This is a genomic window from Nocardioides sp. Bht2, assembly GCF_047308515.1.
GTDB lineage: Bacteria > Actinomycetota > Actinomycetes > Propionibacteriales > Nocardioidaceae > Nocardioides.
Genome location: NZ_JBLBWI010000001.1, coordinates 902,703 through 925,589 on the forward strand (window position 1 = coordinate 902,703; position 22,887 = coordinate 925,589).

Here is a 22,887-nt window from a genome sequence, read left to right on the forward strand (position 1 = left end):
TCGTTGTCGTGTCGGTACATGCTCCAGCCCACCTAAGGGCCGCGTAAGCGCGTTTCCTCAGGTTCAACGACCAAGTACCGGAACTTGTCACCCTGACCACAAGAAATTTCCCGGAGCGCCGTACCGTTCTCGGCAACCGACTTCCCGGCGCGACGCCGGACATTCTTCTCGAGGAGCATCAAATGGGTCAGGTCACCGCCACTGCCGAAGCCACCATCGCCGCCGCACCGGAGCAGGTGCTCGCCGCACTGGCCGACTACGCCACCGTGCGTCCGACCATCCTCACCCGGCACTACACCGACTACGCCGTCCAGGAAGGCGGCGTCGGCGCAGGGACCGTCGTGGCATGGAAGCTGCACGCCACCGAGAAGCGGACCCGCGACGTCGTCGCCGACGTACTCACCACCTCCACCTCGGTCACCGAGAGCGACCGGAACTCCTCGATGGTCACCACCTACCAGGTGACGCCGAGCGGCACGGGTAGCAGGGTCGACGTCACGACCACGTGGACCGGTGCCTCGGGCATCGGCGGCTTCTTCGAGCGGACCTTCGCGCCGAAGGGTCTGCGTGCGATCCACGAAGAACTGCTGTCGAATCTTTCCCGCTCACTGTGAGCTGAGCGCCGTAGTTCGACCCAGATCCGCGCGCTGAGGTCACATTGAGCCGTTGACCTCGGGCGTGATCTGACGCTCCAGACGGAGCGCGAAGACCGCGAGCAGCGCGCACCCGGCGAGCAGCACCGCGATGAAGGCGGCCGAGAGGTCGTGACGCAACAGGAAGCCCGCCGAGAGCGGCGCGACCACCGCGCCGAGTTGGAACGCAGCCGCCCCCAAGGCGTTGTAGCGGCCGCGGAGATGGGCCGGTGCCAGATCGTTGGTGATCGCCGGCAGAGTCGGCTGCAGCAACGTCTCGCCGCTCGCGAAGAGGGCATGGAAGACCAGCACCATGGTGGCCGCCGCCGCGGTACCGCTGAAGAGTCCGGTGGAGCCGAGGATCAGCCACGAGGCCGCCCAGATCGCGGCCATCACCATCATCACGCGGGTCCGACGATGACCCTGCATCCGGCGGAGCACCGCGAACTGGAAGAGCACGATCACCAACGTGTTCAGAGCGAACGCCCACCCGATCACCCGCGTCGACACCTCGCTGACGCCGCGCGCGAACGCCGGGAAGCCGCCCTCCATCTGGCCGTAGCCGACGAAGGCGAAGACCAACCCGATCAGCACCAGGTTCGCCACCCCCGGACGCCGGAGCAGGGAGAGATAGGTGACCTTCGGGCCGCCGATCTCCTCCGGAGGCACCTCGCTGCGACCGTGGACGGCGCGCAACGGGCCGAGCATCAACGCGATCGGGATCAGCATGCAGACCGCGTCGATCAAGAATGGTGGTGAACGTCTCGGCGCGGTCGACGTCGACGAAGACGCCGCCGATCACGCCGCCGACTCCGATCCCGAGGTTGATCAGCGCGAAGTTGATCCCGAAGTACTGCTGGCGCAGCGGTCCGTCGACGATCGAGGCGATCAGCACGTTGAACGCCGACCAGCCACCGGCGTTGCAGATGCCGATGAAGAACATCGCCACGGTGACCTCGCCGACCGTGTCGGCGAAGGCGAGCAGCCCGACCCCGATCACCTGCGCGGCACTGCCGATGATCACCATCATCCGCGCGCCCCACCGGTCGGTGAGGGTGCCGGCCAACGGCGTGAAGACCAGCGCGACGGCACCGATCAGCGCCATCATCGCGCCCGCGACGTCGAGGCTCAGGTGACGGACCTCGTGCAGGTAGATGATCGTGAACGGCAGGGTGAGACCACGGCCGAGGACCTGGAAGGCGGTGGTCGCCAACAACCAGCGCCCCGGGGTGGGGAGTGCCGCCAGGAAGTTGCGAAAGGTCACGTCGGTCGAACTCACCGACCTATCATCCTCGCCACCTCCGACCGTCGCGAGCGGTTATCGGACCGGGCCGCACCGCACCTGACGAACCTCCGCCCCGACGTAGCCATCGGCCGGGCACCCGGCGTACGTTGACCCGGTGCGGATCCGTGGCGCCGCGACCGGGCGGCCGATGCTCCAGACCCTGGCCTTCCTGTGCGCGCTGCTGACGGCGAGCACGCTGGCCGCGTGCAGCGACGAGCCCGAGGCCAAGCCGGACCACGAACACGACGTGACCCGCTCCGAACTGCTCTCCTCCGAGATCCCGCAGGCCACCCTGGACGCCGAGGCCGGCCTGCCACGGGCGAAGGCCACCGAGGAGAACGAGGCGACCACGCCGAGCAGTAGCCGGGTCCGCGACCACCTCGGCATCGACGCCTCGCACCACCAGGGCGTGATCGACTGGAAGAGGGTCGCCGCGGATGAGATCGAGTTCGCCTACCTCAAGGCTTCCGAGGGCAGCACCTTCACAGACCCACGCTTCGCCGACAACCGCCGCCAGGCCCTCGCGGCCGGGCTCCGCGTCGGCGGATACCACTACTTCAGCATCTGCTCACCGGGCGCACCGCAGGCGAAGCACTTCGTCCAGGTGCTCGGCGAGCAGGGTGATCGGCGGACCACCCTCCCGCCCGCCGTCGACCTCGAACTGGGCGGAAACTGCGCCCAGCCCCCGGCCCGCGCCGAACTGCTGCGCGAGGTGCAGGGCTTCATCGACGACGTCGAAGCCGCCACCGGGCGCAACGTGGTCGTCTACGCCTACCCCGACTTCGAGGAGCGGTTCCACCTGACGGCGGCCCTCGACCGTCGGCTGTGGGTGCGACTGCTCGGCAAGGAAGAGCCCGGCAGCGATTGGTGGATGTGGCAGAAGTCGGACAGCGCGCGCGTGGACGGCGTCCCGGGCAACGTCGACCTCAACCTGCTCCGCGAGACCAGCTAGCCCGACGGTCTCAGCTGGCGGGTTTGCCGTCGTCGAGGTCCTCGAACCGCAACGGCTGCGTCGGCTCCAGGTCGTCACCGGGGTCACCCGAGGGCTCGGCCCGGCGCTGCTGCTGGAGCCGGGCCAGCGTCGACCGTTCGGCGGCAGCCCGTTCCGCGGTCTCCCGGGCCACCTTGAGATCGAGCGGTGATGGCCCGAATCGGACCTGGATGTCGGCGAAGTCCTTGGTCCGTTGCGCGCGGGCCATCCCGGTGTAGGCCCGCCGGTCGCCGTCGGTGAGCTGGACGTGGTCGGTGAACGGGGTGAGCAGGGCCCGCGGGTAGAGCCGTAGCGCGAGCACCACGTTCAACGCGACACCGAAGACCGCGGCCACCGAGCCGGCGTAGAGCAGACCGATCAGACCGAGAACGACACCGAAGACCTGGGTCATCTCGGAGGTGCCGACGATCACCTTCGCCACGAAGACCGTTCCGAAGTGCTGGACGACCTGCCAGAGCACGGCGACCGTGAACGCACCGGGCGCGGCCCTGAGCAGGTGGTGATCCTTAGCGGTGGCGACTCGGAAGAGCAGGGTCAGCACGGTGCCGATCAGCAGCACGTGGGCCAACCGGATCAGCCAGGAGATCCCGGGACGCAGCGTCCAATTACCCAGGATGTCGGTCGAGCTACCCAGCGTCGCGAGCACCGAGATGGCCACCATCCCGACGCCGACCACCGAGAGAAGCGCCACACTCTTGAGTCGCAGCAGGATCGGGTTCGGCCGCGAGTTGCGCGGCACGTACCACGCGACGTTCTGCACGTTCTGGATCGCCTGGCCGAGCCCCATCGCACCGTAGAGCGAGACCAGCAGACCGGAGATCACACCGGCGGTCGACCCTTTCAGGCCCTCCGGGCGACCGAGCTGGTCGCCGATGATCGGGAACTGGCTGAGCGCGGAGTCGAGAAGCTGTTCTTGCAGCTCAGGGCGGCCTTCGAGGAAGAAACCGAGGATCGAGGTGGCCAGCAGCATCAGCGGGAAGATCGCGATGAAGGCGTAGTAGGTGAGGATCGCGGCCAGATAGTTGCCCTGGTCCTCGAAGAACTTGTAGATGACCGCAAGCGGGATCGACACAGCCCGGACCCGTCTCTGGGCCCGGTCGAGGACCGACACCGCCCCACGGAACATGTAGGTCAGGTTATCGTCATGTCTGTTCGATAGGGCACATCCAAGGCCGTGACCACACCACTCACACCAGCCACTCAGGTGCCCGCTTCCTGAGCCCGTTCACACCTCTGCGCGCGCTCATGGCAGAGTCTGACCAGCAAGACCGTGAAGAATCATCAGGAGAGGACAGATTCAATGGTCGATGTGGAAGCGGTGTTGGACGAAGCAGGATTGTCCAACCCGAAGGTTCGGGAGTACGTCCGATACTGGGCGGAGCTGACCGGCGCGGAGCGTGTCGAGGTGGTTGGTGCCGCTGACGACGACCGCCTGATCGCGGAGGCACTTGAGGCAGGCGAGCTGCTGCCGGCCGGCGATGGTCGCTACTACTCCCGGAGCTACCACAAGGACACCGCACGCTCGGAAGAGCGCACCGTGGTGGCCACCAGTGACGAGAAGGACAAGGGCGTCTACAACAACTGGCGCCCTTCGTCTGAGATGAAGCCTCTGCTCGAGGGCCGCATGCGCGGCGCCTCGGCCGGTAAGACCATGTACGTGGTCCCCTACCTGATGGCTCCTGCCGGCAACGCGCTTGCTCCTTGGGGCACCGGTGTCGAACTGACCGACACCCGCACCGTCGTGCTGCACATGATCCGGATGGCTCGGGTCGGCGTCGAGTACGTCAACGACCTCGAGGACCCGGACTCGTTCGTCAAGGCCGTGCACGTCACCGGCGACCTGGAGAACCTCGGCCAGGGCACCCCGGACGACCAGCGCTGGTTCGTGACCGTCGCCGACGAGCGCACGATCCTGCACTACGGCTCCTCGTACGGCGGCAACGCGCTGCTGGGCAAGATCGCCCACGGTCTGCGTCAGGGCGCCTACGACGGCTGGGCCTCGAAGAAGTTCCTTGCCGAGCAGTACATGCTCATCGGTATCCACGACAAGGAGACCGGCAAGGACTACCACATCTGTGGTGGCTTCCCGAGCGCCTCCGGCAAGACCAACCTCGCCATGATGCTCGCCCCGGACGTCCTCGGCGACCGGTACCACGTCTCCTTCTACGGCGACGACATCGCGTGGCTCTGGGTCGACGAGAAGAGCGGCAAGCTCTACGGCATGAACCCCGAGTACGGCGTCTTCGGCGTTGCCAAGGACACCAACGAGGTCACCAACCCGACCGCTCTGGAGTCGCTGGCCGAGGGCACCAAGGTGATCTTCACCAACGTCGCCTACAACCCGACCACGCAGGAGGTCTGGTGGGAGGGTCGTACCGACGCTCCCCCGGCCGACGTCACCGGCTGGGAGGACTGGAAGGGCGACGCCATCGCCGACCGCTCCCCCGAGCAGGCGAACGACCCGTGGGCGCACCCGAACAGCCGCTTCACCACCACGCTCGGCAACGTCCCGAACATCGCGAAGGACTACGACGAGCCGGCCGGCGTGCCGATCGACGCGATCATCTTCGGTGGTCGTACCCGTGACCGCGAGCCGCTGATCCGCGCGATCACCGACCTGGCCGAGGGTGTCTACGACGGCCTCACCCTGGGCGCGGAGGCCACCTTCGCCGCCGAGGGCAAGGAAGGCGTGCTGCGCTACGACCCGATGTCGAACCGCCCGTTCATGGCGTACGGCGAGGGTGACTACGCCCAGCACTACCTGAACGTCGTCGGCGCTGCCAAGGAGCAGCCGATCTTCGCTCACGTGAACTGGTTCCAGCGTGACCCCGAGGACGGCCACTTCCTGTGGCCCGGATACCGCGACAACCTGCGCCCGCTGCTCTGGCTGATCCAGCTCAAGAACGGCGAGGTCAAGGGTCACCAGACTCCGGTCGGCATCATCCCGACCAAGGAGGAGCTGAACCTCGACGGCGTCGAGATCAGCGAGGCCGACTTGGCCAAGATCCTCTCCATCGACACCGCTCGCTGGCAGCAGGAGATGGGCTACCGCACGGAGCACCTCGAGCAGTTCCCGAACATGCCTGAGGCGATCTGGGAGGCTCACCGCCGCGTGGAGAAGGCCCTCGAGGACTGATCCCCCGGCTCACCGCTTGAAGAACGCCCGCCCCAGCCACCCGGCTGGGGCGGGCGTTTCCCTTTCCCTGCGCTCGATGTGACCTCAGCGTCGCGTTTCGTCCCGAAACGGCGCGCTGAGGTCACATCGAGCGTTCTAGCCTGGGATCCCCATAATTGGGTACTGCAGATGCCTACTCGGAGGGTGTGCGATGAAGTTCCAACGGGCCGTCGGGCTGATCATCATCGGATCGGCCGTAGCCGGTGCTGCGCTGATGCTGTTCGCCGTGGCATGGACCGACCCGCTGATGGCCGAGCCGCCCGAGCACACCCTCATCAGCGACACCTGGAACGTCTTCTACGACGACTCGGTGCCACCGTTGCGGATCCTGATCTTCGCGGTCGGACTGGGGCTCGCCCTGGCCGCGCTGGTCGCACTGGCCGAACGCCGCATCTCGCTGCGCTCCCGGCGCAGCATGATGCCGGACGTCCTGCCGCTCGCTCCGCGCGTGATCATGGCGAAGACCCGCGGCGTCTTCGCCGGCCCGGTGACGATCACGGTGCTGGTCCCCGCCCATAACGAGGAGGCGGCGATCGGCGCCACCATCGACTCGTTGAAGGCCCAGTCGTTCCCGCCCAGCCGGATCGTGGTGGTCGCCGACAACTGCACCGACGCCACCGTCGAGATCGCCCGGGGCCGCGGCGTCGACGTCCTGGAGACGGTCGACAACTCACACAAGAAGGCGGGTGGCCTCAACCAGGCACTGCGCCAGGTGTTGCCCGGACAGGGCGACAACGACCTGGTGATGGTGATGGACGCCGACACCACGTTGGACGCCGGCTTCCTGGAGATCGTCGCCACCCGGATGACCGACGACCGCGCGCTGATGGCGGTCGGCGGACTCTTCTACGGTGAGGACGGCGGCGGCCTGATCGGCCAGATGCAGCGCAACGAGTACCACCGCTACGGACGCGAGCTACGCCGTCGGCGGGGTCGGGTCTACGTGCTCACCGGCACCGCCACCGTCTTCCGTCCGATCGCCCTGCGTACCGTCGCCGCAAGCCGCGGCGGCACCCTTCCGGGCGTACCCGGGGACGTCTACGACACCCTGGCGCTGACCGAGGACAACGAGCTCACCCTCGCGCTCAAGAGCCTCGGCGCGCAGATGGTCTCCCCGCACCAGTGCACCGTCGTCACCGAGGTGATGCCGAGCTGGCGCGCGCTCTGGGCCCAGCGCCTGCGTTGGCAGCGAGGCGCGCTCGACAACCTCGGCGCCTACGGTTTGACCCCGCAGACGATGCGTTACTGGGCCCAGCAGCTCGGCATCGGCTACGGCGTCCTGGCGCTCACCAGCTACCTGCTGTTGATGGCCCTGATGATGCTGTCGATGGACTCGTGGGTCTGGTTCCCGTTCTGGCTCGGCATCGGCCTGCTCTTCGTACTGGAACGGGTGGTCACCGTCTGGCGTGGCGGTTGGCGGGCGCGACTGCTCGCCCTGACCCTCTTCCCCGAGCTCGCCTACGCGATGTTCCTCAACATCGTCTACGTCCGAGGCGTGATGGACATCGCCCTGGGCCGCGAGGCCGCCTGGAAGCACATCGTGCAGGCCGACGACGGCACCGTGAAGGTGGAGGACTGACCATGGAGACCTGGGGAATCCTCTTCCCGGAGAGCCTGCTCCGCTCGCACGCGGTCGCCGTCCTGGCTGCCTTCGTGGCGATCAATACCGTGCTCTACGTGGCCTTGGCGATCGCCAAGTGTCTGCCCAAGATCTACGTCCAGGACTGGATCGGCCGTCGCAAGCAGCGCTCCGAAACGCGCAGCATCCACCCCGACGGCCCCATCTGAGCGCTCAATGTGACCTCAGCGCGCCGTTTCGGGACGAAACGCGACGCTGAGGTCACATTGAGCGGCAATCTCCTCCGGAACCCATCCAGGCAACCGATGATGAGGAGACGTAACGCCAACTCTGCAGGGGGTCTTGTGGTGCCATCACCACGGTCTGTGATGCACCGCGCCTCGACGACGGCGTTGGCGGGACTTCTCGTCGCCATCGGGCTCAGTCTGGTGGCGGCACCCGGCCCGGCGACCGCGACGGCGGCAGCACCCCGGGTCGAGGAGCGCCGCGCCCCACTCGCCCTGCCCGCCATCACCCCCCGTGATGCGATAGCGGGTGAACGGATCGTGGTCAGCGGATCGATCCCGAAGAGATGGCGCAGGTCGGGTTCCCGTGCCCTCATCCAACTTCACACCGGCCGCCGGTGGAAGACCGTCGCACGGACGGTCATCAACAAGAAGGGGAGGTACCGGGTACCTCTCACCATGCCTGGCACGAAGCGTCAGCTACGGCTCCAACTGGCGGGGCGGAAGGTGTCGACGGGCACCGTCCGGTTGAGCCCACGGCGCCAGGAGGCGACGCTGAACGCCGGTAGCGCCGCCCGCGGCGCGATGCTGTTGAGCGGCACAGTGGCTCCGGCCCGCACGGGCAGGAAGGTCACCGTCCAGGAGCAGGTGGCGGGTCGATGGCTGACCCGGCACACGACCCGCACCGACAAACGCGGCCGGTGGACCGTGGCCCCGACCTCAGCGAGCGTCCGACTCCATCGCTGGCGTGCCACCATCGGCAGCCACCGTGGTGCGCCGGGGCTGACCACTCCGACGCTCGAGGTCCTCGTCCGTCCACTGACCGGTTCCGTCACCACTGAGATCACCGGCGAGCAGGTCACCGTGGCCGTGCAGACCGATCAAGCCCTCGACCAGGTCGAACTCTTCATCGACGAACGGAGTGCGGGTATGGCCCACTCCGTCGACCAGCGGAGTTGGGATGCGCTTCTCGACGTGGCCGAGCTGCCCGCCGGTGAACATCGAGTCACCGCCCGGCTGGTCCGCGGAGCGGAGCGTGGCCTGGTCACGTCCGCGCCCTTCCACCTCGAGCGCGCACTACCGGTTCCGCCCGGCTATAGCCAGGAGACCCTGGCTGCCGGGCTCGTCAATCCCACCACCTTCGCCATGATCGGCACCGACAGCGCCTTGATCGCGGAGAAGGCAGGGGCGATCTGGCTGGTGACCGATGGCGTACGGGGAGAAGTCCCCGTCATCGACCTGACCGATCAGGTCGATGACGAACACGACCGTGGCCTTACCGGACTCGCTCTCCACCCGGATTTCGACCACCAGAGGCTGACTGGCTGGGTCTACGTCGCCTATGTCTGGGACGACCCTGACATCTGGACGTCACCACTCGCCAAGAGCCAGCGGGTCACCCGGGTCCATCTCCGGCGCGGGGTCCGCGACGGCGCGGAGCAGGTGATCCTCGGTAACGTCTCGGGGCGCCAATGCGACCGCGACAACCCTGGTCTTCCGGACTGCATTCCCTCGTGGGGCACCTCCCACACGATCGGCGACCTGCTCTTCCACCCGGACGGCAGTCTCTTCGTCAGCATCGGTGACGGCGTCATCTACTGGGGTGAAGAGTTGGAGAACATCCGCGCCCAGTCGCTCGACGTCCTGGCCGGCAAGGTGCTGCGGATCGACCCCGAGACTGGTCTCGGGTTGCCCGACAATCCCTTCTACGACGGGGCCGGCACTCCGGGGGTTCGCAACCGCAACCGGGTCTACGCCTACGGCCTGCGTAACCCTTTCCGGATGGCTCTCGACAGCAACGAAGCGCTGATCGTCGGGGAAGTGGGCGGAAGTCGGTGGGAGGAGATCAACCGGATCAGGCCCGGCGCCAATCTGGGCTGGCCATGCTTCGAAGCGGCGGATCAGATCTTCACCCCGCCGCGGGTACCCCGTCCCGGGTGCCCCGAGATGTGGCAGCAGGTGGCGGATGGGGAGAGCGACCTGGACTGGCCGATCTTCGTCTACCCCCACCGCAGAGATATGGGATCGGTGACAGCGGGCGTGACGCTCGGGCAGAACTGGCCCGGCGGGCTCGCGGGACGTTTCCTCTATGCCGACTACGTGTTCGGCGAGATCCGGACCGTCGATCTGGACGCACCCGAACCGGCAGCTACCGATGCCCTGCTCTTCTCAGGTCAGCTCGCAGGCACCCCCGTGAAGATCCTGGCCGACAGTCAGGGTCGGCTCTGGTATCTCTCCATCTTTCCCGGAGAGCTGCGCCGGATCGAGCCCGGCATCGACGGTGTGATCTGCGGACTCGACAAGGTCCGCGCCGAGTGGTTCCACGGCACTGAGCCCGTAGGAGAGCCGGCTGCAGTGTCCTGCTCCGACGCTGCCACCCTCGACGACGTCCCGACCGAGCTCGCCGGCGAGCCTTACACCGTGCGCTGGCGATCCCGCCTCCGATCCGCGAGTGGGCCTCTGGAGGTCGCGGTCCAGAGCGACGGTTGGACGCAGGTCCAGGTGAACGGCCGGATGGTCCACGACGCTTGGGGGCCGACACCCACCGACGAACGGATCATCGAGCACGTGTCGGCCGGCGTAGCGACGGTCGTGGTCGTGCATCGGGTGAGTGATCCCTACGCGGAACCTGTGGTCGCCTTCTCACAACCTGGGGGCTCTCCAACCGTGTCCATCACGCTCCCCGAGGGTGGCGCTTGGGTAGGCGTCGACGAGGCCTTCACCTGGCAGGTGCTGGCACAGGACGAGGAGGGCCGAGACCTCTCCGGCCAGGTCCAGTTGACCGTCGAGCTGATGCACCACGGCGAAGGCGACCTCCACCTGCATCCCGCACTCACCCGACGCGGGAGCAGCGGCGAGCTCACTTTGGGCGCAGCCCATGCCCCCGGGCTTACCGCCTATCGGCTCAGCGCGAGGGTCACCGACTCACAGGGTCGAACCGGGTTCAGCGCTCCGGCGTACGTCTGTCTGCGCGAGAACCAGGTCGGCGTCTGTTCCTGAAGCTCAACGTGACCTCAGCGCGCCGTTTCGGGACGAAACGCGACGCTGAGGTCACATTGAGCTGGCTGTCAGCGGCGTCGATCGGCGGCGATCCAGGCAGCCCCCGCGCTGACGGCGGCAACCGTGCCGACGGAGGGCCAGACGCCGATCTTCTTGGCCAGCGGGTGCGAGGCACCCATCGCGCCCCAGTAGAGGGCGGAGAGCCCGGCGGCAGTGGCCGGGCCACGCGACGTCCAGGAGGGCAGGGCGGCGGCGTTGGCGGCGGCCATCACCACGCCACCCAGGGGACGGTTGCCGGTGCGGTTCGCGAGCACGAAGCCGCCGACCAGGCCGAGAGCGGTCAAGGGCGCGGTGGGAATCGAGGAGAGCTTCACGGCCCCCACGTTAGCCACCCGTTCAATGTGACCTCAGCGCGCGGTTTCGGGACGAAACGCGACGCTGAGGTCACATTGAGCTAGCGCACCTCGAAAGAAACGGCGTCGACCGGGTTGTCGAACTTGGTCAGGCGCATCCCCATCCGAAACTCCCAGTCACCGGACGTCGGCAACACGATCCGGCTGGTCCAGGCACCGTGACCGACGATCTCCAACCGTTGCTCACCGAGGCTGTTGCCACCCCCACTGACGGAGAGTGTCGGCTTGGTCAGCGGGGCGCCTTCCGGGTACTCGACATGGACCGAGAGCGTGTTGGCGCCGACCCGGGCCGGCTCCAGCGTCAGGTGCACCTCCGCCTCCCCCAGCACCAGGGTCCGGGTCGCCGGCTGGCCGGGCACCACGAACGCCTCCTCGACCCGTGGCGCCCGGTCGACCAGGACCGCGCTCAACGCCAGCACCGCGACCAGCAGGACCGCCTCGGCCCGCACCACCCGGCCGATCGCCAACAGACCTTGGCGTTCCGCCTCATGACCCACCGTTGCCCGAGCACGCGGCAGCAGGACGAACCGGTTCCAGGCGGCGAACAGCACGACCACCACGACCACCGCCACCTTGGCGAGCAGGACCCGGCCGTAGGTGGTCTCCACGAGAGCCTCCCAACTCCCCACGATCCGCCAGGCCAACAGCGCGCCGGACGCCGCCAACGCGACCAGCACGCCGGCCGCAAGCGTCGAGAACCGCGCTACCAGTTCACCGGCCTGGCGCCGCCCGGCGAGCCGAGGCAGGACGATCGCCAGGGCGACCGAACCGCCGAACCAGGCGCTCCCCGCCGCGACGTGGACGACATCCGTCACGATCACCGGGAGCTGTGGGTCGAAGGCCCGGGTATGACCGGCCAGCGCCGGGCCGACAGCACCGGCCAGCATTGCGGCGACGATCGGCCACAGGTCGGTGACCCAGCGCAGCGCAAGGAGCGCGGACGCGGTGAGCAGACTGGCGGCGAGCTCCGGTGTCGACCAGGTCCAGTCACCCGGTCGCAGCAGCGCGCCGAGTCCGCTCTGCGTCGCCGCTGCGGCGCGGACCCAGAAGACCAGCACCCAGGCCACGGCACCGACCACGGCAGCGATCCGAACCATCCGCAGCAAGCGCTGTCCAGCCGGGGCCAGTCGCTGCGTCCCCGGCAGCAGGAACCGCCAGAACCCGACCACCCCGAGCGCCAGGAAGAGCGCTAGATAGGCCGCCGCGGTGACGACGGCGACCACGTGCCGCACCATCCCGCCGTCATCGCCGTCAGGCCGGACGACGCTCGCGCTCGGCTCCCCGATCGCGAAGGTGATCGACCCCGCCACCGGATGCCCGTCCGCCGAGGTGACCCGCCAGGTCAACACGTGGCTGCCGCGCGACAACCCGCCCGGCAGGGCCACGGTGACGGTGCGGTCGAGCGCCGACGCCGTCACCTCCCGTTCGGTACCGTCCGCGTCGTAGAGCCGGACCCCGCCCTGCGGCAACGCGACCGACTCGGTGAACGTGAGCGTCGCCTGCTCCGGCGCCTTTGCCAGGACAGCGCCGTCGACCGGATCGGACGACGCCAACGTGGCGTGGGCCGCGGCCGGGCCGGCCCCGCCGAGCACCACCAGGATGCTCAGGACGAGGCCGGCCAGGCTGGCCCGGAGGAGTCGGTTCACGAGGTCCGGCGGGTGCGCGCAAGCGCCACTCCGCCGGCGACCGCGCCGAGCAGACCGGCGCCGAGACCGACGGCGCCCATCCAGTTGCTGTCGTCGTCCTCGGCCTTGGCGGCCTTGGTCGAGGAGTCGGCGTCGTTCTCGGTGTCGTCGCTCGCCGCGTCACCGGCTCCAGCGGCGGCACCGTGGCCGGAGCCCTCGGCAGCGGTCACCGTGAGCACCGGTGCCGGGGACTCCAGCTCGTCGGCGTTGCCGTCGCTGGCCACCTCGGTCCAGGCGGTCTCCCCCTTCTCACAGCTCTGGATCACCGGGAAGGCGAGCGTCTCGCCCTCGGCGTCAGGGAGCTGGACCGAGAGCTCGAACGTGTCGCGGACGCCGTCCGGGAGCGGCTCGGTGGCGGTGAAGACGACGACCGCGTCACGCTCGGTGACCTTGGCGCCGTGCGCGTCGGTCACCGGTTCGGCGAGCTTCTCGCTCTGGACCTCGAGGTCCCAGAACGGGGTGCGGGTCGGCGTCACGTTGAGGATCTGCTCCGGGATGGAGATCTCCATCTTGGTGGTCGGCGACCCGTCGCAGCCGTGGCCCGCGCTGAAGGTGAGCACGGTGTAGGCGCCGGCGGCCGAACTGGACGCGGTGACGGTGACGTGGGCCGATGCCGGTCCGGCGGTGGCCAACGCGACCAGGCCGAGCACGGCGGGGACGGCGAGCAGGCGAGAGGTGGTACGGAAGTTCATCAGAGTTCTCCTAGGCAGAGTGCAGGGAACGCGGTCACCAAGGGACGCGTTCGGGGCCCGCCGGGGGGTTCGCGGCGGGCAGGACTGTGCCTGGCCTCGGGTGAGGTCAGGCAGCGAGGGAAAGACTCTGCCGAGGTGGCCCACGGCGTGGGCTGTCCCGGACGACGCGCAAGGCGATCGGCGCGGCGCACCGGCCCTCGACCAGGAGGGTCCGCGGCGCCATGGGCGGCGGACTGGCCAGCAGTTGCGCCCAGTGCAGGATCGCATCGAGGGAGCGGCGGCGCAGCGCCCAGATCAACCAGGTGGCAACCGCGCCGACGGCGTGGGCGAGGAGCATCTGACCGCTCATCTCGCCGAACATCGTGCCGTGCGCGTGGCCGGCGTCCGGGCTCATCGCCGTCAGCAGATGGTGCAGGCCGAACTGTGCGGCGCCGACGCCGAGCGCTGCTGGCAGCAACGAGAAGCTGCCACGCATGAGTAGCGCACCGCTCAGATAGACGAGCCCGCTCATCGCAAGCAGCCAGGGCAGAGCCGGCAGTTCGCCGCCCGCCCAGACGTGTGCGCCGGTGACGGCGGCCATGATCTCGACCGTGGCCAGCGCGGCCCGGAGCCGGGTGCCGGGTGCCGGGCGAACCTGCACGCGTACCCCGGAGCCCGGGGTTACCTGCGTGCGGATCACCGGATCAGGGTAACGGTCGCCTCGCTCAGGACGCGACGCCGTCGAACATCACCGCCATGATCGCGGCGCTGAGCCGGCGTTGGTGCTCGGGTTCAGGGCGGCGGATGCCGTCGATCGCGGCGGCCAGGATCATCCCGTTGATCGCCCGTGCGGTGTTGACGACGTCGAGGTCGGGACGAAGGTAGCCGCGTTCGACTCCGTGCGCGAGGTAGGCGGCGTTGAGCTCGACGGCGAGGTCGAGGAAGTCGAGGATCCGGTCGGCCATCTGCGGATCGATCCCGGGGGCTTCGACGATCAGCATCCGGGGCACCCGCGGGTCGTGGGTGATGATCTCGCCGAGGGTGTCGGCGATCCGGCGGCTCTGCTCGCGGTACCCGGCGAGGGTGTCGACGGCGCCGGGCGCGTTCTCGGCGGTGAGCGCGCCGATGATCCGGTCCATGGTGGCGGTGACGACGTGCTCGACGATGTCGCGCTTGTTCGCGAAGTAGCGGTAGAAGGTGCCGTGGCCGATGCCGAGGCGCGCGGCGATCTCGGCGATCCCGGTTGCGTGGTAGCCCTGCTCGGCGAACGCCTCGAAGGCGGCGTCCAGGATCTCGCGGCGCAGTTCGGCCTTCTTGCGCTCGGTGCGGCTCAGGGCTGGTTCGACACTCACGTCGCTGATTCTATTGCCAGCTCTCCGAAAACTGACATACCGTTCCGCAAGTGACACCGAGTTCCGTTCGACCGAGAGCCAAGGAGCAGGGATGAGCAGAGTCCACGACGCCGTCATCGTCGGTGCCGGATTCGGCGGGATGGGCGCAGCGATCGCCCTCAAGCGCCTCGGCTTCGACGACCTGGTGATCCTCGACCGTGAGTCCGACCTCGGCGGCACCTGGCACGTGAACCGCTACCCCGGCCTCGCCGTCGACATCCCTTCGGCGACCTACTCGTACTCGTTCGAGCCCAACCCCTACTGGTCGCGGCTCTTCGCGCCGGGCACCGAGCTCAAGCGGTACGCCCAGCACGTGGCCGACAAGTACGACCTGAGTCGGCACATGCAGTTCAACGCCGTCGTCGACGGGGCCACCTGGCAGCCCGAGTCGCAGACCTGGCAGGTCCGCGTCGCCGACGGTGAACCGATTGAGGCGCGGTATCTGCTCACCGCCACCGGCTTCCTCTCCCAGCCGAAGATGCCCGAGATCGACGGGATCGACCTGTTCGAGGGTCACGTGGTCCACACCACCGACTGGGACGACGACTACGACTTCACCGGCAAGCGCGCCGCCGTCATCGGTACCGGCGCCACCGCCGTCCAGTTGATCCCAGAGCTCGCGAAGAGGGTCAGCGACCTCACCGTCTACCAGCGGACGCCGATCTGGGTCAGCCCCAAGGTCGACTTCAGCGTGCCCGAGGCGGTGCAGCAGTTCTTCGCCTCGGTGCCGCTCTCGCAACGCGCCGCGCGCCTGGTCGGGACCTCGATCCTGGAAGGGATGATGGTCAGCGGCGTGCTCCACTACCGGCAGGCGAAGCTGATCAACCAGCTGGCCGAGCGCGGCTGCCGCGCCCACCTGGCCCGCCAGGTCAAGGACCCGGCCTTGCGCCGCAAGCTCACCCCGGACTACTCGTTCGGCTGCAAGCGCCCCACCTTCTCCAACGAGTACTTCCCCACCTTCAACCGCGACCACGTGCACCTGGAGACCACCTCCATCAGCCACCTGGACGCCACCGGGCTGGTCACCTCCGACGGACGCCGCACCGACGTCGACGTGCTGGTGCTGGCCACCGGGTTCAACCTGTGGGACGTCAACTTCCCGGCGATCGAGGTGATCGGCGCCGACGGCCGCAACCTGGGCGAATGGTGGCGAGCCACCCGGTTCCAGGCGTACGAGGGCGTCACCGTCCCCGGCTTCCCCAACTTCATCTCGCTGAACAGCCCGTACTCGTACAGCGGGCTCTCCTACTTCACCACCATCGAATGCCAGATGCGGCACATGGAGCGGCTCTTCACCGCCCTCGCGGACCGTGACGCCACCACCTTCGAGGTCACCGAGGAGGCTAACGACGCCTTCCTGACCCGGATGCGCGACCTGGTCGGCGACTCCGTCTTCGCGCTCGGCCACTGCTCCACCGCGAACAGCTACTACTTCAACCAGCACAACGAGGCGACGCTGCTGCGCCCGACGTCGACGGTGAGTGCGCTGCGCGCCGCCGGCAGCTTCCCGCTCGACGCCTACACCTACGCCTGAGGAGCACCATGTCCCGCTACCCCGCCGTCTCGCTGTCCGGCGCGAGTGTTGCCATCACCGGCGCTGCCCAAGGCATCGGGCGCGCCACCGCCGAGGCGCTCGCCGCCCGTGGCGCCCAGGTCGCGATCGGCGACCTCGACCTAGCGCTGGCCGAGAGGACCGCGGCTGCGATCGGCGGGACCGCACACCGGCTCGACGTCCGTGACCGTGATGCGTTCGCTGCCTTCATCGCGGCGGCTGAGGCGGCGCACGGCCCACTGGAGGTTCTGGTCAACAACGCCGGCGTGATGCCGAACGGCGGCTTCCTGGAGATCGACGACGCCACCAATCAACTGATCATGGACGTCAACGTGGGCGGCGTCGTCAACGGGATGCAGGTGGCTCTGCCCGGGATGCTGAGCCGTGGTCGCGGGCACATCGTCAACGTGGCGTCGCTGGTCGGGAAGTTCCCGGTGCCGGGCCTGGCGATGTACACCGCGAGCAAGTTCGCCGTGGTCGGGCTGACGGCGGCGACCCGGCGCGAGTACGCCGACTCCGGGGTCAGCCTGACCGCGATCCTGCCGTCCGCAGTCGACACCGCGCTGGCTTCGGGGCTGGACATGAAGCCCTTGCCCAAGGTGCAACCGAGCGAGATCGCGGACGCCGTCGTCGCCTCGATCGGTTCTCGCAAGGCGGAGATCGCGGTCCCCCGTTACGTGGGCGCGCTCTCCACCTTCATGGCCGTGATCCCGAGCGCCGCCGAGGAGCAGCTTCGCCGGATCACCAAGGACGACCGGGCGCTGCGCACCCACGGCGGCGAGCGCGCCGCCTACGCCCAACGGATCGAGGACCAGTCCCGCTCAATGTGACCTGAGCGCTGGCTTTTGCCCCGAAATTGGACCGTGAGGTCACACTGAACGGGGGCTGTACATGATGATCGCGACCCCGACCAGACAGACCAGAGCGCCTACGACGTCGTAGCGGTCCGGGCGGAAGCCGTCGACCGCCGTCCCCCAGAGCAGCGAACCCGCCACGAAGATCCCGCCGTAGGCAGCCAGGATCCGGCCGAAGTTGGCGTCCGGCTGCAAGGTGGCCACGAAGCCGTAGAGCCCCAGCGCGACGACGCCGCCACCGATCCACAGCCAGCCGCGGTGTTCCCGCACTCCCTGCCAGACCAGCCAGGCACCGCCGATCTCCGCGAACGCGGCCAGACCGAAGAGCACGAGCGACTTGGCGAGCGTCATGGCTGGCATCGTTCCACAGCGTCAGGCGGAGAGCTGGTCCAGCAGCTTCTCCTCGGCCTCGCGCTGCGCGGCGACCTCGTCCGCGAGCTCGGCGCCGTCACCGTCGGCGAGTTCGCCGCGGTAGTCGTCGGCGATCTCGACGGCACCGTCGTTCAGCTCCCCGAGCAGCTCCGCCAACAGCCGGGCGAACTCCCCGTCGTCGGCGGCAGTCAGCTCGTTGAGCTCGTCGGCGTCCGGCATCCCCGGAAGGTCGCCGCCGGTCTCGGTGTCGGCAGCGTGCGGCCCGTCCTCGCTGTGACCGACGTTCGCGTGGTCCCGCACCGTCGCGGGCGTGGGCGCCGAGAGTTCGGCCAGCAACGTCGTCAACGCCTCCACCTCGGTGGCGCGATGCAGCTGCACCTCGCTCAACACCGTCGTCACCTCGGCGGGCAGGATCCGCTCCCGGGCCAGGTCGAGCAGGGCGAGCACCTGCGCATCGTGCTGGAGCAGGTCGGTGGCGAACCCGACCTCGGCCTGCTCGGGGGTGCGCGTCGACTCCCCGTCAGCGTCATCACCGCATCCCGTCAGAGCGAGGGCGACGACGGTCGCGAGAACCGAGGCACGGAGACGACGAGCGATCATGGGGGGCATGCTGTCACGTGTCACCTCGCTTCACCGACGACGCAGCACCGCCGCCGTGACCAGCCCGGCGACCAGAGCCCAGAACGCCGCACCGATCCCGCCGACGGTGACACCGCTGGCGGCGACGACGAAGGTCACCACCGCGGCTTCGCGGCCCTCGGTCGCCGCAACGGCGGCCGACAGGCTCGCGCCGAGGGTGCCGAGCAGAGCCAGCCCCGCCACCGTCTCCACCACACCGGGTGGACCGGAGACCGCCAGCGTGGTCAACGCGACCGAGGCGACCGCGAGGACGAGGTAGGACCAGGCGGCGGTCTCGGAGGCGATCCAGCGCCGCTTCGGGTTCGTCCCGGCGTCCGGACCGGCACTGATCGCGGCAGTGATCGCGGCCAGGTTGACGGCGTGGCCGCCCCCGAACGCCGAGCCGACGGTGCCGATCCCGGTCACCGTCATCGTCTCGCGCCACGGCACCTGATAGCCGTAGCTCGCCATCACCGCGACGCCCGGCACGTTCTGCGAGGCCATCGTGACGACGTAGAGCGGCAGGGCGATCCCGACCAGTGCGCCGACCTCGAAGGCGGGCATCGTGGTCTCGACCTGCGGCAGCCAGGCGCCGCTCGGACCGCCGTGGCCCGCGGTCCAGATCACGATCAGCGCCACGACGAACGCCGCCGGTACCGCCAGCCGCGGGAGGAAGCGGACCAGCACCAACCAGGTCACGATCACCGGTGCGATCACGGCAGGGTCGTCGACGACGGCACGGACCGGCGCCAGACAGAGTGACAACAGGACCCCGGCCAGCATCGCCTGGGCGATCGGCGCCGGGATCATCGCGATCAGTTCGCCCAGCCGCGGCCACAGTGCCGTCAGCAGGATCAGCACACCGACCACCACGAAGGCGCCGACCGCGGCCGGCCAACCGCCGTCCGGGATGCCGGTGCCGGCCAGCAGCGCCGCGCCCGGCGTCGACCAGGCAAGGCTGATCGGGATCCGATGACGGCGGCTCATCCAGAGCATGCCCAGCGCCTGGGCCACACAGAGCACCAGGAGCCCCGAGGCCGCCTGCGCCGGGGTCGCCCCGACCGCGGTGAGCCCGGCCAGCACCACCGCGAACGAACTGGTGAACCCCACCAGGGCGGTCAGCACTCCCGCCGTGATCGGTTGGCTCAACCTCGACGTCTCACCGCTCATCGGGTTACGAGACGAACCGAGCGTCGACCTCGGCCTTGACCTCGATGTCCTCGGGGAGCAGGGCGAGTTCACTGCTGCCGCCACCGCCCGCCGCGCCACGCATGTAGGCGGCGGCCGGCATCGCGGTCGGCCCGATCCCGGAGCTGAGCATGCCGGCGTCCGCGATCGCGACCGGCCGGACCGGGCCGAGGTCGAGCGCGTCGGCGTACGCCTGGGCTCGTTCGGCGGCGTCCCGGACGGCCGCTGCGCGGACCTCACGCTGCAACTCGGCCTGGCGCTTCGTCGTCAGCGCCCAGTCGACGCCGTCCAGGCTGAAACCGCGGGTGTGCTCGACGTGCTGCCCCACCCAACGGGAGAGCTCGGCGAAGTCGGAGAACTTCACCGAGAGGCTGACCCGGGCGTGGTGCACCAGGGGCAGTTGCTTGCCTTCGTTGTTCCACGGACGGTTGGCCCAGGTCCGCACCTGCTGGGTCGACCACCAGGTGATCGGACCGGCATCGGGTCGATGCAGGGGCGCGATGCTCTGCGACACCGCCTCCAGCGACCGGACCACGTGCTCATAGACGGGTGCCAGCGCCGGGCCCTCCAGGCCGATGGTGGCTTGGACCGTGCCACGCTCGGGCGTGCGGAAGGCGCTGAACCGCCCTTGGACCGTGAACTCGACTGCCATAGCGGCACGCTACCGCCCAGCAGCCCGGCGCCTGGTCAGGATCGATGACGGTTCTTGGATCGGCGGCTAAGTCGGAATAACGCGCCAGTTATTCCGACTTAGTGGTCATAAGTCGGAATAACTGGGAGGATGTTCCGAGTTAGGAGACCTCATGCCGTCGATCCCGATACCGCCGCACCGCCGCTCGGTCGCACCATGGCGCCAGGAATTCCGCGGCGGAACCCGCGAAGACAGAATGCTGCGCAAGGTCGAGGTCCAACGCCCGCCGCTGATCGCCGACCTCGACGTCGTTGTTCCGGCCGAGCTTCGTGCGCTGACCGACGATGCCCTGCGTGAGATCGCCGCCGTCGACGAGACCCACGGCCTTCACCTGCAGCCGCTCTCACTGATGCTGCTGCGGGCGGAGTCGGTGGCCTCCTCCAAGATCGAACGGATCGAAGCCAGCGTCGACGACTACGCTCGTGCCCTGCACGGGGTCAAGGCGAACACATCCGCCACCTCGATGGTCGCCTCCACTCGCGCCCTCGACCAACTGATCAATGCCGCCGCGGGCGATCGCACTTTCGAGATCACCGACGTTCTTGCCGCCCACAAGGTCCTGATGGCCGAAGATCCCCACGAGAAGAGCTATGCCGGACGACTGCGCGACATGCAGAACTGGATCGGTGGCTCCGACTGGTCTCCCCGCGAAGCGCTCTACGTGCCGCCTCCTGCGGAGACCGTCGCCGGCTACCTCGATGACCTGGCAACCTTCGTCAACCGCGACGATCTCGGTGTCCTGGAACAAGCAGCCGTGGTGCATGCCCAGTTCGAGTCGATCCATCCGTTCACCGACGGCAACGGGCGGATCGGCCGGGCGCTGATCAACACGGTCTTCCGTCGCCGGGGCGCAACTCGACGTGTGGTGATCCCGCTCGCCTCCGCAGTCGTGGCTCGACGCGACGAGTACTTCGCTGCGCTCGGCGCCTACCGTGACGGCGACCTCGCACCCCTCCTGACGGCGTTCACCACCGCCAGCGCCCTCGCCGCCCGCGAATCACGCGTCACCGCCCAACGCTTGGCTGAACTCCCCGATCATTGGCGGGAACGGGCCGGTAGACCACGCAAGGGAAGCGCTGCGGCGAAGCTCCTCGACAACCTCACCGACCACCCGATCTTCTCTGCCGACGATGCCACGGCGCAGGTCGGCGGCGCCACCTCCAGCCTCTACACCGCTATCGAGCGCCTCCATGCCGGCGGCGTCATCCGTCCGCTCACCGACCGGGCCCGCAACCAGGTCTGGATCGCCAGCGCACTCGCGGACGAGCTTGAGGATCTGGGCGTTCGGATCGCAGCGCGCGCCCGCTGACGCCCCGGGCTCGTCAGTGGCTGACGCCAGCCGCCCCGTGAAGGTCAGCCTGCTGCCCTTGCGGCTCCCGGATCACCAACACTGCAACGATGATCACCATCACCACGGCGGTCAGCGTGATCGGGATCGGGATCAGCGGGTCGAGAAGCACCAACACCGCGCCGGCAGGGACCACTGTGTTGACCACCCGGTCCGCGCACTGGCGGATCGCGATCCACCAGATGCCCAGCACGAAGACGGCGATCGGCACCGTGACGGTGAAGGAGGCGGCCATCTCGCTCAGCTTGCTGTGGTCGGTGAGGACGTCGATCTCGACCTCGACACCCGCCGAGAAGGCGCCGGCGGCGGCGAAGACGAAGTAGTGCACGTAGCCGTAACGCAGCGACTCGCGCAAAGTGCCGATCGCGTGGTGATGAGTGGGCCAGAAGTAGATCCACCACAGCGATGCGGTCACCACCAACGTCAACACCGCCATCGCGATCAGCGGCGCCAACTCCTCCTGGTCGTGCACCGCCTTCAGGATCGCGTTCGCCGAGGCGAGCAGGCTCTCGCCGAGAAGGATCAACGTGAAGAGGCCGTACCGCTCGGTGATGTGGTGCGCGTGCCACGGCGTGGTGCCGCCCCGCTCCGCGATCACCGGCACCGACAACTCGGCGGCGATCAACGCCAGCACCAGGTACCCCGCGAAGTCGGTGTCCGAGAGCGGGATGAAAGCGATCCACAGCACCTGGACGACGGCGATCCCGAGCGCATAGGTCTGCGCCGCCCGGCGGTGCGGTCCGCCAGAGCGCGACGCCCGCAACCATTGGGTCACCATCGCGATCCGCATCACCACGTAGGCGGCGATCATCAGCCGGAAGTCATCGTCGGCGAAGACCGGCTCGATGCTTGCCGCGAGGACCAGCACACCGCCCATCTGGACGATCGTCACCACCCGGTAGAGCCAGTCGTCGGTGTCGAACGAGGTGGCGAACCAGGTGAAGTTCATCCACGCCCACCAGATCGCGAAGAAGACCATCGCGTAGTGCAGCAGGCCATCAAGGACGTGGCCCTCGGTCATCTGGTGGTGCAACTGAACCGCAGCCGTACTGACCGCGACCACGAAGACCAGGTCGAAGAAGAGCTCCAGCATGCTCGCAACCCGCGCCGGCTCGGCCGGGTCACGCGGCCGCATCGGAGTGAGCTTCAGCCGACCGGTGTTCGTGACGTTTGACATGGACGATTCCCCCTCGAGCAACGTTTCAACCCGAGGGGGAA

General features: G+C 68.5%; 21 protein-coding genes and 1 pseudogene. 9 read left to right on the top strand and 13 right to left on the bottom strand.

What is annotated here, in order from left to right; all coding sequences use genetic code 11:
* Positions 1 to 182 precede the first annotated feature (182 nt).
* Positions 183 to 614 (top strand): SRPBCC family protein, encoded by a 432-nt coding sequence (locus ACLM5J_RS04325; RefSeq protein ID WP_413654823.1) that lies wholly within the window; start codon positions 183 to 185, stop codon positions 612 to 614.
* A gap of 39 nt (positions 615 to 653) precedes the next feature.
* Here the strand turns inward: ACLM5J_RS04325 and ACLM5J_RS04330 are convergent, their stop codons facing one another.
* Positions 654 to 1,361, bottom strand: a complete 708-nt coding sequence (locus tag ACLM5J_RS04330) for an MFS transporter (protein ID WP_413654824.1) — start codon at positions 1,359 to 1,361, stop codon at positions 654 to 656.
* 91 nt (positions 1,362 to 1,452) lie between these two features.
* Positions 1,453 to 1,911, bottom strand: a pseudogene (locus ACLM5J_RS04335) (MFS transporter); the annotation flags it as partial.
* 121 nt (positions 1,912 to 2,032) lie between these two features.
* Between ACLM5J_RS04335 and ACLM5J_RS04340 the strand changes: the two are divergent.
* Positions 2,033 to 2,869 (top strand): GH25 family lysozyme, encoded by an 837-nt coding sequence (locus ACLM5J_RS04340; RefSeq protein WP_413654825.1) that lies wholly within the window; start codon positions 2,033 to 2,035, stop codon positions 2,867 to 2,869.
* 10 nt (positions 2,870 to 2,879) lie between these two features.
* On the opposite strand, the gene ACLM5J_RS04345 is transcribed toward ACLM5J_RS04340, so the two are convergent.
* A complete protein-coding gene (locus tag ACLM5J_RS04345; RefSeq protein ID WP_413654826.1) occupies positions 2,880 to 4,034 on the bottom strand; it encodes a YihY/virulence factor BrkB family protein in 1,155 nt (384 codons plus the stop codon).
* A 174-nt stretch (positions 4,035 to 4,208) separates the two neighbouring features.
* Here ACLM5J_RS04345 and ACLM5J_RS04350 point away from each other — a divergent pair, with 174 nt between their 5' ends.
* The 4 genes from ACLM5J_RS04350 (at position 4,209) to ACLM5J_RS04365 (ending at position 10,886) form a co-directional block, all read left to right on the top strand.
* A complete protein-coding gene (locus tag ACLM5J_RS04350) occupies positions 4,209 to 6,044 on the top strand; it encodes a phosphoenolpyruvate carboxykinase (GTP) (RefSeq protein WP_413654827.1) in 1,836 nt (611 codons plus the stop codon).
* 190 nt (positions 6,045 to 6,234) lie between these two features.
* The gene (locus tag ACLM5J_RS04355) at positions 6,235 to 7,662 is read left to right on the top strand and encodes a glycosyltransferase (RefSeq protein WP_413654828.1); all 1,428 of its coding nucleotides are present in this window, start codon (positions 6,235 to 6,237) and stop codon (positions 7,660 to 7,662) included.
* 2 nt (positions 7,663 to 7,664) lie between these two features.
* Positions 7,665 to 7,871, top strand: a complete 207-nt coding sequence (locus ACLM5J_RS04360) for a hypothetical protein (protein WP_413654829.1) — start codon at positions 7,665 to 7,667, stop codon at positions 7,869 to 7,871.
* 159 nt (positions 7,872 to 8,030) lie between these two features.
* Positions 8,031 to 10,886 (top strand): PQQ-dependent sugar dehydrogenase, encoded by a 2,856-nt coding sequence (locus ACLM5J_RS04365; protein ID WP_413654830.1) that lies wholly within the window; start codon positions 8,031 to 8,033, stop codon positions 10,884 to 10,886.
* Positions 10,887 to 10,954: 68 nt separating this feature from the next.
* Here the strand turns inward: ACLM5J_RS04365 and ACLM5J_RS04370 are convergent, their stop codons facing one another.
* The 5 genes from ACLM5J_RS04370 to ACLM5J_RS04390 form a co-directional block, all read right to left on the bottom strand.
* Positions 10,955 to 11,278 (bottom strand): hypothetical protein, encoded by a 324-nt coding sequence (locus ACLM5J_RS04370; protein WP_413654831.1) that lies wholly within the window; start codon positions 11,276 to 11,278, stop codon positions 10,955 to 10,957.
* A 62-nt stretch (positions 11,279 to 11,340) separates the two neighbouring features.
* Positions 11,341 to 12,945 (bottom strand): CopD family protein, encoded by a 1,605-nt coding sequence (locus ACLM5J_RS04375; protein ID WP_413654832.1) that lies wholly within the window; start codon positions 12,943 to 12,945, stop codon positions 11,341 to 11,343.
* Positions 12,942 to 13,676 carry a YcnI family protein gene (locus tag ACLM5J_RS04380; RefSeq protein ID WP_413654833.1) on the bottom strand — a complete coding sequence of 245 codons (735 nt, stop codon included), beginning with the start codon at positions 13,674 to 13,676 and terminating at the stop codon, positions 12,942 to 12,944. The genes ACLM5J_RS04375 and ACLM5J_RS04380 overlap by 4 nt, the downstream gene beginning before the upstream one ends.
* Before the next feature lie 106 nt (positions 13,677 to 13,782).
* Positions 13,783 to 14,355, bottom strand: coding sequence for a cell division protein FtsQ (locus tag ACLM5J_RS04385; protein ID WP_413654834.1), 573 nt, complete (start codon positions 14,353 to 14,355; stop codon positions 13,783 to 13,785).
* A 25-nt stretch (positions 14,356 to 14,380) separates the two neighbouring features.
* Positions 14,381 to 15,007, bottom strand: a complete 627-nt coding sequence (locus tag ACLM5J_RS04390; protein ID WP_413654835.1) for a TetR/AcrR family transcriptional regulator — start codon at positions 15,005 to 15,007, stop codon at positions 14,381 to 14,383.
* A 91-nt stretch (positions 15,008 to 15,098) separates the two neighbouring features.
* Here ACLM5J_RS04390 and ACLM5J_RS04395 point away from each other — a divergent pair, with 91 nt between their 5' ends.
* Both ACLM5J_RS04395 and ACLM5J_RS04400 read left to right on the top strand, forming a co-directional pair.
* Positions 15,099 to 16,580: a flavin-containing monooxygenase gene (locus ACLM5J_RS04395; protein WP_413654836.1), complete on the top strand. Its 1,482-nt coding sequence runs from the start codon at positions 15,099 to 15,101 to the stop codon at positions 16,578 to 16,580.
* Positions 16,581 to 16,588: 8 nt separating this feature from the next.
* Positions 16,589 to 17,428: an SDR family oxidoreductase gene (locus tag ACLM5J_RS04400; RefSeq protein WP_413654837.1), complete on the top strand. Its 840-nt coding sequence runs from the start codon at positions 16,589 to 16,591 to the stop codon at positions 17,426 to 17,428.
* Positions 17,429 to 17,467: 39 nt separating this feature from the next.
* Here ACLM5J_RS04400 and ACLM5J_RS04405 read toward each other — a convergent pair whose 3' ends face one another.
* The 4 genes from ACLM5J_RS04405 to ACLM5J_RS04420 are packed head-to-tail and all read right to left on the bottom strand — an operon-like array spanning position 17,468 to position 20,282.
* The gene (locus tag ACLM5J_RS04405; RefSeq protein ID WP_413654838.1) at positions 17,468 to 17,803 is read right to left on the bottom strand and encodes a YnfA family protein; all 336 of its coding nucleotides are present in this window, start codon (positions 17,801 to 17,803) and stop codon (positions 17,468 to 17,470) included.
* Positions 17,804 to 17,824: 21 nt separating this feature from the next.
* Entirely contained in the window at positions 17,825 to 18,424 is a 600-nt protein-coding gene (locus ACLM5J_RS04410; RefSeq protein WP_413654839.1) for a DUF305 domain-containing protein, read from the bottom strand.
* A 30-nt stretch (positions 18,425 to 18,454) separates the two neighbouring features.
* Complete coding sequence (locus ACLM5J_RS04415) at positions 18,455 to 19,612, bottom strand: benzoate/H(+) symporter BenE family transporter (protein WP_413654840.1); 1,158 nt, start codon at positions 19,610 to 19,612, stop codon at positions 18,455 to 18,457.
* A gap of 4 nt (positions 19,613 to 19,616) precedes the next feature.
* The gene (locus ACLM5J_RS04420) at positions 19,617 to 20,282 is read right to left on the bottom strand and encodes an SIMPL domain-containing protein (protein ID WP_413654841.1); all 666 of its coding nucleotides are present in this window, start codon (positions 20,280 to 20,282) and stop codon (positions 19,617 to 19,619) included.
* Positions 20,283 to 20,433: 151 nt separating this feature from the next.
* Here ACLM5J_RS04420 and ACLM5J_RS04425 point away from each other — a divergent pair, with 151 nt between their 5' ends.
* The gene (locus ACLM5J_RS04425) at positions 20,434 to 21,630 is read left to right on the top strand and encodes a Fic family protein (RefSeq protein WP_413654842.1); all 1,197 of its coding nucleotides are present in this window, start codon (positions 20,434 to 20,436) and stop codon (positions 21,628 to 21,630) included.
* Between the two features lie 13 nt (positions 21,631 to 21,643).
* Here ACLM5J_RS04425 and ACLM5J_RS04430 read toward each other — a convergent pair whose 3' ends face one another.
* The gene (locus ACLM5J_RS04430) at positions 21,644 to 22,846 is read right to left on the bottom strand and encodes a low temperature requirement protein A (protein ID WP_413654843.1); all 1,203 of its coding nucleotides are present in this window, start codon (positions 22,844 to 22,846) and stop codon (positions 21,644 to 21,646) included.
* Positions 22,847 to 22,887: the final 41 nt, after the last annotated feature.